The sequence below is a fragment of the Pseudomonas baltica genome (assembly GCF_031880315.1).
Lineage (GTDB): Bacteria > Pseudomonadota > Gammaproteobacteria > Pseudomonadales > Pseudomonadaceae > Aquipseudomonas.
Map to the genome: position 1 here is coordinate 946,191 of NZ_CP134771.1, position 15,155 is coordinate 961,345.

11 protein-coding genes and 3 pseudogenes are annotated in these 15,155 nt (G+C 59.1%); 10 read left to right on the forward strand and 4 right to left on the reverse strand.

What is annotated here, in order from left to right; all coding sequences use genetic code 11:
- Positions 1-108: 108 nt before the first annotated feature.
- Positions 109-392: pseudogene (locus REH34_RS04215) on the forward strand (MFS transporter); the annotation flags it as partial.
- 28 nt (positions 393-420) lie between these two features.
- Here the strand turns inward: REH34_RS04215 and REH34_RS04220 are convergent.
- The gene (locus tag REH34_RS04220) at positions 421-1,005 is read right to left on the reverse strand and encodes a carboxymuconolactone decarboxylase family protein (protein ID WP_226506975.1); all 585 of its coding nucleotides are present in this window, start codon (positions 1,003-1,005) and stop codon (positions 421-423) included.
- A gap of 29 nt (positions 1,006-1,034) precedes the next feature.
- The gene (locus tag REH34_RS04225; protein WP_311970890.1) at positions 1,035-2,405 is read right to left on the reverse strand and encodes an MFS transporter; all 1,371 of its coding nucleotides are present in this window, start codon (positions 2,403-2,405) and stop codon (positions 1,035-1,037) included.
- A gap of 99 nt (positions 2,406-2,504) precedes the next feature.
- Here REH34_RS04225 and REH34_RS04230 point away from each other — a divergent pair, with 99 nt between their 5' ends.
- A complete protein-coding gene (locus tag REH34_RS04230) occupies positions 2,505-3,362 on the forward strand; it encodes a LysR family transcriptional regulator (protein WP_311970891.1) in 858 nt (285 codons plus the stop codon).
- A 33-nt stretch (positions 3,363-3,395) separates the two neighbouring features.
- Here the strand turns inward: REH34_RS04230 and REH34_RS04235 are convergent.
- Positions 3,396-3,572, reverse strand: a pseudogene (locus tag REH34_RS04235) (IS5/IS1182 family transposase); the annotation flags it as partial.
- Between the two features lie 219 nt (positions 3,573-3,791).
- Between REH34_RS04235 and REH34_RS04240 the strand changes: the two are divergent.
- From REH34_RS04240 to REH34_RS04255, 4 genes are all read left to right on the forward strand, one after another.
- Positions 3,792-4,844: a HoxN/HupN/NixA family nickel/cobalt transporter gene (locus REH34_RS04240; RefSeq protein WP_311970892.1), complete on the forward strand. Its 1,053-nt coding sequence runs from the start codon at positions 3,792-3,794 to the stop codon at positions 4,842-4,844.
- A 242-nt stretch (positions 4,845-5,086) separates the two neighbouring features.
- Entirely contained in the window at positions 5,087-5,827 is a 741-nt protein-coding gene (locus REH34_RS04245; protein ID WP_311970893.1) for a LysR family transcriptional regulator, read from the forward strand.
- A 104-nt stretch (positions 5,828-5,931) separates the two neighbouring features.
- Positions 5,932-6,660 (forward strand): AraC family transcriptional regulator, encoded by a 729-nt coding sequence (locus tag REH34_RS04250; protein WP_311970894.1) that lies wholly within the window; start codon positions 5,932-5,934, stop codon positions 6,658-6,660.
- Between the two features lie 79 nt (positions 6,661-6,739).
- Complete coding sequence (locus REH34_RS04255; protein ID WP_311970895.1) at positions 6,740-7,684, forward strand: DMT family transporter; 945 nt, start codon at positions 6,740-6,742, stop codon at positions 7,682-7,684.
- 182 nt (positions 7,685-7,866) lie between these two features.
- Here REH34_RS04255 and REH34_RS04260 read toward each other — a convergent pair whose 3' ends face one another.
- Complete coding sequence (locus REH34_RS04260; protein ID WP_311970896.1) at positions 7,867-8,778, reverse strand: LysR family transcriptional regulator; 912 nt, start codon at positions 8,776-8,778, stop codon at positions 7,867-7,869.
- 98 nt (positions 8,779-8,876) lie between these two features.
- Here REH34_RS04260 and REH34_RS04265 point away from each other — a divergent pair, with 98 nt between their 5' ends.
- The 4 genes and pseudogenes from REH34_RS04265 to REH34_RS04280 form a co-directional block, all read left to right on the forward strand.
- Positions 8,877-12,302: a molybdopterin-dependent oxidoreductase gene (locus tag REH34_RS04265; RefSeq protein ID WP_311970897.1), complete on the forward strand. Its 3,426-nt coding sequence runs from the start codon at positions 8,877-8,879 to the stop codon at positions 12,300-12,302.
- A gap of 24 nt (positions 12,303-12,326) precedes the next feature.
- On the forward strand, positions 12,327-13,262 hold the full coding sequence (locus REH34_RS04270; RefSeq protein ID WP_311970898.1) for an ornithine cyclodeaminase family protein: 936 nt from the start codon (positions 12,327-12,329) through the stop codon (positions 13,260-13,262).
- A 63-nt stretch (positions 13,263-13,325) separates the two neighbouring features.
- Positions 13,326-14,768, forward strand: a complete 1,443-nt coding sequence (locus tag REH34_RS04275) for a TIGR00366 family protein (protein ID WP_311970899.1) — start codon at positions 13,326-13,328, stop codon at positions 14,766-14,768.
- A gap of 175 nt (positions 14,769-14,943) precedes the next feature.
- Positions 14,944-15,123, forward strand: a pseudogene (locus REH34_RS04280) (Crp/Fnr family transcriptional regulator); the annotation flags it as partial.
- Between the last annotated feature and the right edge of the window lie 32 nt (positions 15,124-15,155).

A 15,155-nucleotide genomic window follows, 5' to 3' on the forward strand; every position in this document is an offset into this window, starting at 1 on the left:
TCGTTTTTATCACATGCCGCTTCAGCTACTTTTCGCCATTCTTGCTCTACGAAAGATTTCAGGCCCAAATCCTCCAAGGTCAAAGGCAGGCCTGCAGTTCGCAATCACCGGTTCATCGCCTCCCTTGGCATCGGCGCCCTTTATGTAGCCTGCAACACGCTGATGTCCGAATATTTACCCACCCGCTACCGCACGACTGTGCTCGGTACGCTGCAGGCCGGAGGGTCGGTGGGCTATATCGTCGATACTTTGTTGGCTGGCTGGATAATGCCCAACCATGGCTGGCGCTGGCTGTTCTACGTTGCGCTGATTCCGGTGCTTCTGGCGATCATCATGCACCGCTTTGTGCCCGAACCTCGGCATGGCTGAATGCCCAGGCGGAGCGCGCCAAGGCCTGCGCAGCGCTGCAACGAGAACAGATCAGCCCTTGATCCAGCTGCCATCCTTTTGGGCATCCGTCTCGACATTGAATGTCAGAAGATAATTGGACACCATTCGGTAGTAACCGATCACGATGGTTGCATCACTCAATTCTTCAACCGAAAAGTGCTGCAAGGCGTGGTTGAACACCACGCCAGGCGCTTTGCCGTTGGTGAGAATGGCCTTGCCGAACCGCAGCAGAACCTGCTCGTCCTCCTTGAAGGCCTTGTCGTCATTGATCCGCTCCTCAGCAATGGCGATGAACTGATCCGGGCGAACCCCTGCGACTTGAGCGATGGAAATATGCTGCTCCCATTCGTAGCTCACATCTTCATGAGCGGCCACCAGCAGAACCAGCAGCTCCTTGTGATAATCGGAGATCGTCAGGTCGCGGAATACCGCATTGGTCAGGTCAATCATCGGCACGAATGCGCCGGCGCTGTGGCCTATCATTCGAAAGAAATTGACCTTGGTGGGCAGGCTCTCGAATTTCGTGCGAACGGCTTCAGGCAGTTTGGCGAAGTCTGGATAGTCTACTTCTACAACGGAACTGATGGTGTCATTGGAACGAGTTGAATTGGCCATGCGGCCCTCCTGGTTAGCGGGATAAATATCTACTGGGCCTGGGCGGATATGGGATGAGCGCGAACCAGCTTCTGGTTGAGCAGAATGCACATTACCAGCGCCGCCACGCAGACCCACATCGACCAGGACATGCCGTGAGCGAATGCGTCTGGATCATCGTTCGATATCAAGATTCCAAAGACCGCCACTCCAACCACACCCCCCAGTTGCCGCGCCGACGACATCAGGCCCGAGGCCATGCCGGCATCCTCAGGGCTGACCGCTGCGAGCATGGAGTTGTTCATTGAAGGCACGGTAGAGGCGCTGCCAATACCGACGATTATCAAGGCGCCATTGAGCAGCCAGAATGAGCTCTCAGGCCCAACCTGGGAAAGCAGTGCAAATCCCACAATCTGGAGCGCCAGGCCCGTGGTCATGATGCTTAGCGCACTAATGCGTTTGCCGACACGCGCGGACGTCAGTGACGAGATCGTCATGACGGCGGTCAGGGGAATAAACGCCAGCCCGGTGTGGAGGGCATCGTAGTGCAGGATCGTCTGGAAATAGATGCTCAGCACAAAGACAACGCCGAAGAACGTCAGATTGATAATTGCCCCGGTGAACATTGTCGCGAGCAATACGTTATTGCGGGCCAGGCGGGCAGGCAACATCGGCGCCTGCGCCTTCGTTTCCACGAGTATGAACACCGCCAGAGCCAGCGCGGCAAGGCCCATGCTCGAGACGGGGATTGCACTCCACCCCAGGCTGCTCGCCTCGGTCAGCGCGTATGTCAGCAGCGCCAGGCAGATCGCAATACTGATCTGCCCGGCGACGTCGATTTTTTTGTCTATGCGTGACGATGCTGGCGTGAACCGCAAGGTCAGCATGATCGCCAGTGCCCCCAGCGGAATGTTGATAAGAAACACGCTGCGCCAGCCCAGGTGCTCGATCATCATCCCGCCCAATACTGGGCCGGCCGCCAGCGCGATACCGCCGCAGGCGCCCCATAGCGCAACAGCGGAACGCCGCTGGTTCAGATCGTCGAAGTTCTGGCGGATCAGCATCAATGAGGTGGGGATGAGAAACGCAGCGCCAATGCCCTGAACGCAGCGCATTGCAATCAGTATCGGCATGCTTGTCGCCATGCCACACCCGGTCGAAGCCAATGTGAACACGGCAAAGCCAAAGATGAACACCCGTTTGGCGCCAAATTTGTCGCCAAGGCCGCCACCGAGGATGAGCAGTGCAGAGAACACCAGCGCATAGCTGTTGATCACCCACTGCAGCCCGGTCAGATTGGTATTGAAGGCTGATTTCAAAGCGCCCAGACCTACGTTCACCACGCTGACATCCAGTTGAACAACCAGGTAGCCCAGGCAGGTGGCGAGCTTGATTGCTGTCAAATTCGATGTTTTGTACATGTCCCAGCCGTCGTTTCAGATGTCGTGAAAGCCTATGCCTTGACCTGCCATGCGTAAATACTAAAATAAGCGGCCATACCATGCATAAGTGCATAGATTATGAATTGGGAAGATGTCCGCTATTTTCTGGCTATCGCCAACGCTGGAACGCTTTCAGGGGCGGCCAGGCAGCTCGATGTCGATCAAGCGACCATCAGCCGCCGCTTGGCCACGCTTGAAGCAGAGCTAGGGACACGCCTGGTTAATCGGCTTCCCAGGCGGGCCGAATTGACGAGCCTGGGCCAGGAGGTGTTGGAGCAAGCGCTGGCGATCGAGGACAGAATGTTTTCGATCAAACGCTTGGCCATGACGGCGCATAGTGAACTGCGCGCCAAGATCACCATTTCCGCGCCGCCAATCCTTGCACGGCATTTTCTGGCACCTCATCTGTTGACCCTCTCCCAAGGGCTGCCGCAGGTGCAGATTTCGGTGTTAAGCGAACCTCATTTTGCGTCCTTGTCCAGACTCGAGGCGGACCTGGCCATGCGCCTCGCACCAGGCGTTGCGGATTGCGACATCGTCAAAAAAATCGGCCAAATGGAATTTGCCCTGTACGCGACAATGGCCTATCCCAACATCGTTACGCCTGAGCAGTGGGAGTTCATCGGCTATACCGCGAATGAGCTGTCTTTCGATCACAAGACCTGGCTATACCAAATCATCGGAGATCGCCGGGTGATCTGCGAGGTGGCCGACCTCAGCAATCAATATGAGGCGGCCTGTAGCGGAATCGGGGTCGCCGGGCTGCCGTGTTTCCTCGCCGACAGCGACCCCCGGCTGGTGAAGTTGCAGACAACCGAGCCGATGTTGAATCTCGGTATCTGGTTGGCTTTGCACCCTGACCGCCGCAATGATCGACGGGTCCGTGAGACGACTGCGGCAATCATCGGCCTGGTGGAGGCGTTGGGGCTCGGATAGGCCAGCGTGACTGTGCTTGCGCCAAGGTTCGACGCTGCGTTTTCCGTGCTTCCTGGAGGTGCTGCGCCGGGCTGCAACCTGCCAGATGACTTGGCGTTCAGGATGCTCTTTGCGCTTCTCGACACCAATGTGCGCTTTGGCGCCGAAGTAATACTGGTTGCCTTTCTTCGTTTGGTGCATCTGCGGGTCGCGTTTACTGTCCTTGTCCTGCAATAGGGGCAAATGCCAAAAAAGCACGGTATGTTTCACACAATCAACATCGACGCAGTCCTCGGGCCCTGTAAACTCTAGCTGTTTCAAAACATTGCAAAGTCGGAAGCCGGTTAAACGCCGCACGGTCGCGCCACTGTAGCCAGTTCGCTGGGAGTCAGACCCGCCTTTGCCCCCTCTTCCTTATCCACTGGGACGCGTTATCCCGAGGTAAGCCCCATGTTCGCAAAATGGCGAAAAGTCATTCGTAATGCCGACCCTGCCACCCGTAAAAAACTCGCTAGCACCTACGCGCTGCTCATCGCTATCAACCTGTCAGCCTGGAGCTGGGCACTGATCGCGTTCCATGATCACCCCGTATTGTTGGGTACCTCCCTGCTCGCCTACGGCTTCGGCCTGCGCCACGCGGTGGACGCCGACCATATCGCCGCCATCGACAACGTCACCCGCAAGCTGATGCAGGATGGCCAGCGCCCGGCCATGGTCGGTTTCTTCTTCTCCATGGGCCACTCCACGGTCGTAGTGGTTGCATCGCTGCTGGTGGCCTTTACTACCTCGGCTCTCAGCGACCGCTTCGAAGGCTTCAAGAACATCGGCGGGGTGATCGGCACGTCAGTGTCGGCGACCTTCCTGCTGCTGATCGCGCTGATGAACCTGATCATCCTGCGCTCCATCTATCGCGCCTGGAAAAATGTACGCGCAGGTGGCGAGTACAACGATGACGATTTCGACCTGCTGCTGGCCAACCGCGGTTTCCTGGCCCGCCTGTTCGGCCCGCTGTTCCGGGTGATCACCCGTAGCTGGCACATGTTCCCGCTGGGCTTTCTGTTCGGCCTGGGCTTCGACACCGCGTCTGAAATCGCCCTGATGGGCATTTCCGCCTCCCAAGCCGCCCAAGGAATGTCGCCGTGGGCGATCATGGTGTTCCCGATTCTGTTCAGCGCCGGCATGTCGCTGGTCGATACCCTCGACGGCCACCTGATGCTGGGCGCCTACGGTTGGGCGTACCTGAAGCCGATGCGCAAGATCTACTACAACATGACCATCACCTTGGTCTCGGTAGTGGTCGCGGTGCTGATCAGCAGCGTCGAGGGCCTCGGCCTGCTGGCCAACAAACTGTCGTTGGAAGGACCGTTCTGGGACCTGGTGGGCATCATGAACAGCCACTTCGGCATGCTCGGCTATCTGATCATCGGTATCTTCGTGTTCAGCTGGCTGGTCTCGGTGGCGCTGTACCGGATCAAGGGCTTTGACCGGATGGAGTTTGGCTGAGCCGTTGCGCTGCCTCAAGCGCCCCGCCGAAAGCGGCAGTGGCTTGTAGGCAACCAGCCCAATCTGAATCCGCGCGCCCCCTGAATACCCTCTCTACACCCTTCGTTGACCCCACCGCTTACCTCGCGCGCCCTCACGTGCACGTCGGGTTCCGCGGTGGTCGGTCGACCTTGAATTCTATGATCCGCGCCTCGAGACTCCAATGCCTGCAACAAAGCATTTTCACTGGCCAGCTGTTACGAATGACTGATCGTTGGCTTGAAGTCGAAGTCTTTACCCGTGTAGCTGAATCGGGAAGTTTTTCTCGTGCTGCTCAGGAGCTTGGCCTTTCACAGCCATCGACTTCTCGTATCGTCACTGGATTGGAAACCCGACTGGGCGTAAAGCTGTTATTGCGCACGACTCGGAACGTGGCGCTCACCGATGCAGGCGCAGCTTTTCTTGAGAGTGCTCGCCAAGCGACTGCCGATTTGGAAGACGCTGAAGATGCGGCCCGTGGAGTAGATTCCCTCCGTGGCACCATTCGTCTTGCGGTACCAATTGTGTATGGCTCCCAGGCGGACATTCCTGCCTTGGCTGGTTTTCTACAGCGTTACCCTGATCTGCGGGTTGAAATCACCAGGCGAGATGAACGGCAGAATCTGGTGGAGGCCGGGGTCGATATGGCAATACGAATGGGCGCTCTCGAGGATTCCACCTTTGGAGCTCGGCAAATTGCTTCGGTTTTCGAGTACTCGTGGCCTCGCCGGCATACCTCGCAGAGAGAGGGCTGCCCCGAAGACCTGACGTCTCACGAGGCGCTCTTGCATGAACTGAGCTTCCCAGACAAAAGCACGTGGAAACTGATCAAGGCAGGGAGGGAATGGGCTGTCACGTTGCGCGGGAGAATCAAGATTGATGCCGCGCCCGGAATCCTCGCTACCGCAGCCAATGTGACCACCCTCATGTCAGCCCCAGAGCGAATTGTGCGATCAACGGTCTGATCCGTAGATGTTAGAATCATTGGCGAGCCTGACCTGACGCGGGTGCGCATTGGGCGTTTTGGGACGTCAACCTTGAATAGCCAGACGGGCCGGAAGGTGCAGTAATGTTTCTAAGTCTTGAAGTTCGCCGCTATGAGAGGGAAACCCCTCACCACCACCACGATCATGCTCAACTGGTACTGCCGATTCGTGGCGAAATGGAAATTGACGTAAACGGTTGCGGCGGCTGCATTGATCAATCATTGGCAGCGCTTGTGACACCTGGCTCGATCCATTCGCAGCAGACTAACCTCGATAGCCGTTTTTTAGTTTTGGACTGTGCGCCGGCGACTCTGGAAACGATCCAGATCGAGCGTCTTGCTCAGAAAATATATGTGCCCATTTCCCCCGCAACTCGTCGGCTTATAGAGTTCGCCGAGCTAATCGGCAACGCACAATTGTCCATCGCGGCCTCCCAATTGGGGCCTTTGCTTTTGTCGTCCCTAAATCCGGAAATCTCCTGTTTTCCAGACCCCATGGAGCAGTTGATCACTCGTCTTCGGGCGGATCCTGGAGCGAATTGGAGCAATGAGGCCATGGCTCAAGTAGCAAAAATGAGCATGAGTCAGCTGCACCAACGTTTCCGGCTACTGTTCGATATGAGTCCGCAAGCTTGGTTGACTGATTTACGCCTGCAAGAAGCTCAACGATGGTTGCGTGGAACCTCATTGACCATATCCGAGATTGCCTTGCGTGCCGGCTTTTGCGACCAGGCATCGCTGACCCGTGCCATGCAGCGCGTGCGGGGCACGACCCCGGCGGTTTATCGTAAAACGCAAAAACAGTCTGGGTAAAAAATCCCGCAGTTACCGACAATACTCCCCGAATCAGTTGCTCCAGACTTCATCCATAACGCTTTGGAGCGCGGATGAAATGTTTGCTGATCGATTACTGCTAAAGGGCATTGTCTACGGAGTTTGCGCGGGGCTGTGTTGGGGGGTGATCTTCCTCGGCCCCCAGCTCACCCCGGGGCTGAGCGGCCTGCAATTCGCCGTTCTGAGATTTCTCTGCTACGGCGCGATTTCGGTGGCCTTGCTTATGCCCCGCTGGAGGCGCGTTTGCGCCAATCTCACCATGGCAGACTGGAAGTCACTCTTCTGGCTGAGCCTGATTGGGAACCTCATTTACTACACGCTGGTGGGCACCGGTGTGCAGTTGGTTGGCATTGCCACAACGTCCCTGATCGTCGGACTCATTCCGGTGTTCGTCACGCTGGCAGGCCGTCATGACGTCAACGCCGTTTCTTTGCGCAAGCTCACTCCCTCGCTGTGCTGCGCTGTGGGCGGGGTCACACTTATCAGCTGGCACGCACTGATCAACGGCGACAGGCCCGATACACTGACAAACATCGCCGGAATTCTATGCGCGGCGGGCGCGTTAGTGACATGGAGTTGGTTCGCAGTGAGCAACGCTCGGCGGCTGGCTCAGGTAGCCAGCGTTTCCGCCCATGACTGGGCACTGCTGACAGGGGTCATGACTGGCGCTCAATCACTGCTTTTGGCGGTACCTGTCCTGGGTTGGCAGGTCGGAAGGCATGGCAATTGCGAATGGCTACATTTTGTCATGGTAGCCGGTGGCGTAGCGTTTTTATCTTCGGTTGTGGGTGGTGCGTGCTGGAATCAGGCGAGCCGACTTCTACCCCTTGCACTCAGCGGACAAGTGCTCGTGATCGAGACGTTAGCGGCGCTGGTTTTTGGATTTCTGTGGGAGCATCGGCTGCCCGACTCATATGAAATTGCGGCGATTGCACTTCTGGTCACCGGTGTCGTGTGGTGTCTGAATTGTCATCGTACTCCCCGTCACTCTCCGGCTGTTTGACTCGTACAGACGCTACAGTGACAGGAATACTGTGGCCGCTGATGTGGAATTGGCCCATCTGCTGAGGCTTCACTGACCCACGCTGTTGCTCACCACATCCACTCTGGCATTAGCTTTTGAATTATCTTGGGCGGTGTAAACTTGTGTCGGCAGATCGGTCAATCCTGCACCAGCAGCAACACCTATCGCCTCATCAATTCCTTGAACGACGCCATGAGATAGTCCTTCACCTCAAAGAAATTTCCGCTGTGGGGCCGTCCTGGGTCCCAGACCAGCCCCACATCCATGGACGGTACCGCATCGATCAACTGCCGTCTGACGATCCGGTGCCCATCCAGCGACCACGGTCGGTAGACCAGATCGGACAGAATCGTCACGCCCTGCCCCGCCGCCACCAAACTGCGAACGGCCTCGATCGAGGAGCTGCGATAGCCCAGGTTCGGCTGCAGGCCGTAATGGTTCCAGTACTTTTCGACGGTGGAGACGTGTTCGTCCATGTCCAACAGGATGTAGCGCTGCTTGGCCACCTGATCGAGGCTGACGCGATTAGCGTTCATCAAAGGATGCTCAGGATGACCCCACAGTTGGCGTGGCGAGCGAATCAAGGGTTCGCAGGACAATGATTTGTCGTCCGGGAAATTGGAGGCCAGCAACAGCGCCATTTCGAGCTTGCCAGTATTGATATCGTCTTCGATATCAGCACGTTTCAATTCGCTGAAGCTGGGTTCCAGATCGGGGAATTTCTTCTCCAGAGCCCTGATCAGGGGCGACAGCACATAGGCGGAAATGGTCTCGGTCACACCGATGTGCAGTGGGCCGCTGGCGCTCGATACTCTCAAGGCCACAGACTCCATCGCGTCATGCAATCCACTTTCTATCTGCTGCGCATGCCTTAGGAAGCGTGCACCGGCGTCGGTCAAACGTACGCCGCCGGCATGGCGAGTGAACAAGGTCGCGCCCACGGTCGACTCAAGCCCCTTGAGCGAAGCCGTCATCGATGACTGCGTCACATGGCAACGCTGCGCCGCTTTGGAAATCTGGCCCGTGTCGGCAATGGCAACGAAGTGCTGGAGTTGCTTGAGGGTGGGGAGCATCGATTGCCTCGATAATGCAATACCAGTTTATTGAGTTATCAATGTGTCGGCGGCCAGTAATAACATTCAGCCATCAGGTTTGCCATGGGCGATGAGTGATGACCGCTACGCAACGACACGACAAAGTGGGTTACTGCACTCTGTGCCGCTCGCGCTGCGGTACCGTCAACGTTGTCGAAAACGATCAACTCATCGAGGTTCGCCCCAACCCCGAGCATCCCACCGGCAAGGCCATGTGCTTGAAGGGCAAGGCGGCGCCCGAGCTGCTGCACAGCGCCGATCGGCAGCTGTCACCGATGCGGCGCACCCACCCCAAGGGGCATCCTGATCCGGGTTGGAAAATCATCTCTTGGGAGGAGGCGCTGAATGAAGTGGCCCAGCGCCTGGCTGCCGCGAGACGAGATGCAGGGGCGGAATCCGTCGCGTTCGCCGTGACCACGCCCAGCGGCACGCCGCTGAGCGACAGCATCGACTGGATCGAGCGTTTCATCCGCCTCTATGGCAGCCCCAATACCTGTTATGCCACCGAGATCTGCAACTGGCACAAGGACCACGCCCACGCCTTCACTTTCGGTTGCGGCATGCCGACCGCCGATTATCGGCAGGCGGACCTGATCCTGTTGTGGGGGCACAACCCGACCAATACCTGGCTGGCCCAGGCTGAAGCGATTGGCGCGGGGCAGGCCGCGGGCGCGAAAATGATTGTGGTCGATCCACGCAAGACCGCTCTGGCAGGGCAAGCCGATAGCTGGCTGCGCGTGTGCCCGGGCACCGATCTGGCGTTGGCGATGGGCCTCGCCTGGCAGTTGATCGAAAACGACAGCTATGACCAGGCATTCGTTCGCCAGTGGAGTAATGGACCGCTGCTGGTGCGCGCCGACAACGGCCACTTTCTGCGCTGTGCGGACCTCGGTCTGGAGGGCGATCAGGATTTCGTGGTCTGGGATGCAACTCGCCAGGCACCCAAGGCCTCGGCACCGATGACTGCAGAAGCAATGCAACGAGTGGCGCTGCGTGGAACGTTCGAGGTGCAGCTCACCACGCAAGAACTGCCGATCGCCTGCTCGCCAGCCTTTGAGCTGTACGCGCGCGAGTGTGCGCTCTACACCCCGCAACGAGTCGAAGCCCTGACGCATATACCGATGGCGCAGTTGCAACAGGCCGCTGCGCTGATCGGATCTGCCTCGCGGGTGGCGTTTCATGCATGGTCGGGGGTCGGACAGCAAGCCAACGCGTCGCAAACCGATCGAGCCATGGCGTGCCTGTATGCACTGACGGGCAGCTTCGACGCGGATGGCGGCAATCGCCTGTATCCAAAACTGCCTTACAACCCTGTGATGTCCTTCGACCTGCTGGCGCCCGAGCAGCGCGTCAAGGCCCTGGGCCTCGACGAACGTCCTCTCGGCCCGCCCTCGCAAGGTTGGGTGACGGCTCGGGATTTGTACAAGGCTATCGTCCACGGCCAACCTTACGCCATCCGTACACTGGTGGCATTTGGTACCAACCTGTTGATGTCCCAACCCGATGTTCATCTGGGCGAGCAAGCGCTCGAGGCGCTGGATTTCTACGTGCACTGCGACCTCTTCGAGTCCCCCAGTGCACGCTATGCCGACATTTTTCTGCCGGTCAACACCCCATGGGAGCGGGAAGGCCTGCGCCTGGGCTTCGAGATTTCCGCCGAGGCCAGTCGCCTGGTGCAGTTGCGCCAGCGCATGGTGTCGCCGCGGGGGGAGTCACGTTCGGACACCGAGATCGTCTTCGACCTGGCCGCACGGCTGGGCATGGACCAGGAATTCTTCGGCGGCTCGCTGGATGCGGGATGGAACCACATGCTCGAACCGCTCGGCCTGAGCGTCGAACAACTGCGCGCCAATCCGCAAGGTATCTTCATCGACCTGCCGGATCACACGTGCAAGTACGCTCACAAGGCTCGCCATCAGGGCTTCGATACCCCTACCGGACTGGTGGAGCTGTACTCCGAAAAACTCCTGCGCCATGGCTACGCGCCGCTGCCGCGTGCCACTGCGATCGATCCAAGCCTGGAAGCGGCCTACCGCAACTTTCCCATGGTGTTGACCTCGGCCAAGAACGGCTATTTTTGCCATAGCCAGCACCGCAGCCTGGCCTCACTGCGGCGCAAGGCGCTGCACCCCGTGCTGGAAATTTCAGCCGACCTGGCCAGCGTCCAGCAGATCGAAAACGGCGATACCGTGGTGGTAACCACTGACCAAGGCCAGGCGCACTTCTCGGCCAGTATCGCCGAGGGCCTGCACCCGGCCGTGGTGGTCGGTGAATACGGTTGGTGGCAGCGCTGTGAGGCCCTGGGGCAGAATGAACTGCCGCCATCGGGCAGTCAGAACAGCAACTTCAACAGTCTGGTGGGCAACGCAGCCATCGACCCCATCAGTGGCTCATCGCCGCTGCGCGCCTATCGCTGCAGCGTGCGACGAGACACCGCCAATGATGAACAACACTGCCGTTGGGAAGACCTGCGGTCCTTCAGGGTGACCGCCCTCAAGGCTGAGGCAGGGGACGTCACCACGGTGAGCTTCGAGGCCAGTGACGGCGGCCGCGTGCCTGATTTCCAACCTGGCCAACACCTCACCGTGCAACTGGCGACACCCCGCGAGCCGAGCCTGCGCTCCTACTCGCTCACCGGCCCGGCGCGCCTGGCGCAACGCTGCGGTTATCAGATTTCGGTACGCCGGGCCTTGGCCACTGGTGCCTCGGGCCGCGCCCAGGTTGGCATCGCCTCAGGCTTTATCAACGATCACCTGCAGGTTGGCGACACGTTGCTGGCACGTATGCCCTCGGGACACTTCATCCTGCCGATGCACGCTCGCCGCCCCTTGGTACTCATCGCCTCCGGCATCGGCATCACGCCGTTCCTGAACCTGCTCGAATCGCTGCGCGGCCAAGCGCAGACCCCTTCGATCCTGTTGCTTTACGGCAATCGCAACGGCATTGCCCATGCGTTCAAGGAGCGACTCGCTGAATTGGTCGAGGCAATGCCCAAGGTCAAACTGATCAATTACTACAGCGCTCCCGCCGCTGCCGATCGGCCAGGCCAGGACTATGACGTGGTCGGTCGGGTCAGCGTCGACGATCTGCCCAAGGCGCTGCTGCGCCAGCGCCCATTGTTCTATCTGTGCGGGTCGAGCGCCATGATGAGCGACGTCAATACTCGCCTGCTTGAGCGCGGTGTACGGCGCTTCGATATTCAGCAAGAAGCATTCAAGTCGCCAGTCAAACCGCAAATCCGACCCGGGCAAGTCCACGACGTGACCTTCAGCCGATCGGGCATCACCGCTCAATGGACATCCGCCGACGGCTCGCTGCTGAGCTTCGCCGAAAAACTTGGCGTGCGCTTGCCCAGCGGCTGCCGTGTCGGGCAGTGCGAGAGCTGCGCGGTCACTGTGCAGCACGGCAGTGTGGTGCACCTGCACGGCCAGGAACCTGACCTTGCGGCAATGTGCCTGGCCTGCCAGGCAATACCGTCCAGCGCAATCACGCTGGATGCTTGATATGACCCATCAACCAGGTGAAGCATGCTGATCATCGACACAGAAAAAACCCGAGCGCTGTTGCCTTTCGAGCAGTTGGTGCCCGCCCTTGCCCAAGCATTCCGGGAAGAGGTACAGGTGCCATTGCGGCATAACCATGCCATCCATCCCGACTCGGCGATGCCCGGCTGCATGTTGCTGATGCCGGCCTGGAACAATCAGGGCTTTCTCGGCATCAAGACCGTCACCATTTACCCGCAAAACACGGCCGTCGGCCTTCCCGGCCTGCACTCGACCTACATGCTGCACAGCGCGACCACCGGTGCGCCCTTGGCACTGATCGATGGCAATGAAATCACCTCCCGGCGCACGGCCGCAGCCTCGGCCCTGGCCGCCGATTACTTGAGCCGTGCGCAGTCGAGTTCACTGCTGGTGGTCGGCGCCGGTCGCGTCGCCAGTCTGCTGCCCTACGCCTATCGCGTGGTCCGCCCGATTCAGCGCGTGGCTGTATGGGATATCAACCCGGCTCAGGCCGCGCGCCTCGTCGATCAGTTGCAAGCGGATGGCTTCGAAGCCCAGGTAGCCGATGACCTGGGGCAAGCCTGCGCGGCGGCAGACATCGTGACCTGCGCCACCCTGTCGACCACACCACTTATCCGACGCGAGTGGCTCAAGCCTGGCACCCATCTGGACCTGATAGGCGGCTTTACCCCGCTGATGCGCGAAAGCGACGACGCCTGCTTCGACGGTACCGAGGTGTTTATCGATACCGCCGAAGCACCGATGAAAGCCGGCGATCTGCTGAGCCCACTGCAGAGTGGAGTGCTGCAGCGTACCGATATCCGTGCCGACCTGGCCGCCCTGTGCAGGGATCTGCATCCGGGGCGCACCGGCGAACTGCAGATCACCGTATTCAAGGCCGTGGGCACCGCCCTGGAGGATCTGGCCGCCGCCCAACTGGTTTACCTGCAAGTCACCTAATAATTAGAACGTCTGACCTTTTTTGTATGACTGCCTTCCACTCGTCCCATCAGGAAGACACCCATGAAAGAATCCGTGCTGCACCGTGACACCCTCAAAGAAGACCTTGGCTTTTTCGAGAGAATTGCCGTTAGTGTTTCCAACTGGTCGGAACGTTGGTTTCCCGACTCTTATGTATTTGCCGCTTTGGCGGTGATTCTGGTCGCGGTATGCGCACTGGCCTCGGGGGCCTCGGTGAAGTCAGTCGCCGGCGCCTTCGGTGATGGCTACTGGAGCCTGATTCCGTTCACCATGCAATTGTCCTTCGTGGCCATCTCGGGCTACGTGTGCGCGGTCTCGCCGATGGCTTCCAGGCTGATCGAAAAGCTCGCTGCCCTGCCCCGCTCGGCACGCGCCGCCGTGACCTTCGTGGCGCTGGTCAGCATGGCCCTGTCCCTGGTCAACTGGGCGATCAGCATGGTGTTCAGCAGCCTGCTGGTGCGCGCCCTCGCACGCCGTACCGGGCTGCGGATGGACTACCGCGCCGCCAGTGCCGCCGCCTATCTGGGCATGGGCGCGACTTGGGCACTGGGCCTGACGTCTGCCGCCGCGCAGATCCAGGCCAACCCGGCGAGCCTGCCCAAGTCGCTGCTGGACATCACCGGGATCATTCCCTTTGCGCAGACTATTTTCCTGTGGCAGTCGATGACCATGGCAGTGGTGCTGATCGTGGTGTCGTTGCTGGTGGCCTGGTTTTCGACCCCGGCCCCTGAACGTGCGCATACCGCCCAGGATATGGGTGTGGACTTGAGCGAGCCTGCCACGGACACAAAAAGCGAACGGCGCCCGGGCGAATGGCTGGAGCACAGTCCGGTCCTGACCCTGCTGATGGTGGCGTTGGGCGGGATCTGGTTGTTCAACGAGTTCACCACCAAGGACCCGCTCTACGCAATCTCTTCACTCAACACCTACAACATCCTGTTCCTCATGCTGGGCATGTTGCTGTGCTGGAGGCCGCGACGCTTCCTGGATGCGGTGGCCAAATCGGTACCGTCACTGGCAGGAATGCTCATTCAGTTTCCGCTCTATGGCGCCATCGCCTTCATGATGACCAAGGCACCGGGTATCGACGGCGCGACTCTTTCACATCACATCGCCGCCGCGTTCGTCACCGTGGCCGACAGCAATACCTTTGCTCCGGTGATGGGTGCCTATTCGGCGGTGCTGGGCTTTCTGATTCCGTCCGGGGGCGGTAAGTGGATCATTGAAGCGCCCTACGTGATGCAGGCAGCCAACGAATTGAAGGTCAATCTCGGCTGGGCCGTGCAGGTGTACAACGCCGCTGAAGCATTGCCAAATCTGATCAATCCGTTCTGGATGCTGCCGATGCTGGGGATTCTGGGTATCAAGGCACGGGATGTAGTGGGCTTCACCTTTACCCAGCTACTCGTGCACGCGCCACTGGTACTGCTGATGCTGTGGGGGTTTTCGATGACGCTGGATTATGTTGCGCCCGTGATGCCTTGAGCGCGGGGGAAAGTGGTCAGCAACGATGGCTATGCACGCGGTATCGTCGTAGCGAACTCGGGCGCGCCTACTTGGTGCCAGCAACCATCCGCGGTGGTGCTTGCGATGACAGTGGTATCAGACTACATAGGATCGCCCGACGCGGCGTAGCCGTTCTCTTGAAAGGAGCTCGATCATGCATGGCGCACCGCAACCGAACCATAACTACCTGCTCGCCGCCCTTGCCAGCGAAGAACTCGAGCGTCTCGCACCGCATCTGGAAATCGTCAACTTGCCACTGGGTCAGGTGTTGTATGAGCCCGGGGATACGATGCGTCACGTGTACTTTCCCACAGACTGCATCATCTCGCTGTTACCGCGTCATCGAATACAGGCGTGGACAGACTC

Coding starts and splice junctions, on each gene's coding strand:
- REH34_RS04220 (WP_226506975.1), bottom strand. CDS start 1,005: ATGGCCAATTCAACTCGTTCCAATGACACCATCAGTTCCGTTGTAGAA.
- REH34_RS04225 (WP_311970890.1), bottom strand. CDS start 2,405: ATGTACAAAACATCGAATTTGACAGCAATCAAGCTCGCCACCTGCCTG.
- REH34_RS04230 (WP_311970891.1), top strand. CDS start 2,505: ATGAATTGGGAAGATGTCCGCTATTTTCTGGCTATCGCCAACGCTGGA.
- REH34_RS04240 (WP_311970892.1), top strand. CDS start 3,792: ATGTTCGCAAAATGGCGAAAAGTCATTCGTAATGCCGACCCTGCCACC.
- REH34_RS04245 (WP_311970893.1), top strand. CDS start 5,087: ATGACTGATCGTTGGCTTGAAGTCGAAGTCTTTACCCGTGTAGCTGAA.
- REH34_RS04250 (WP_311970894.1), top strand. CDS start 5,932: ATGTTTCTAAGTCTTGAAGTTCGCCGCTATGAGAGGGAAACCCCTCAC.
- REH34_RS04255 (WP_311970895.1), top strand. CDS start 6,740: ATGTTTGCTGATCGATTACTGCTAAAGGGCATTGTCTACGGAGTTTGC.
- REH34_RS04260 (WP_311970896.1), bottom strand. CDS start 8,778: ATGCTCCCCACCCTCAAGCAACTCCAGCACTTCGTTGCCATTGCCGAC.
- REH34_RS04265 (WP_311970897.1), top strand. CDS start 8,877: ATGACCGCTACGCAACGACACGACAAAGTGGGTTACTGCACTCTGTGC.
- REH34_RS04270 (WP_311970898.1), top strand. CDS start 12,327: ATGCTGATCATCGACACAGAAAAAACCCGAGCGCTGTTGCCTTTCGAG.
- REH34_RS04275 (WP_311970899.1), top strand. CDS start 13,326: ATGAAAGAATCCGTGCTGCACCGTGACACCCTCAAAGAAGACCTTGGC.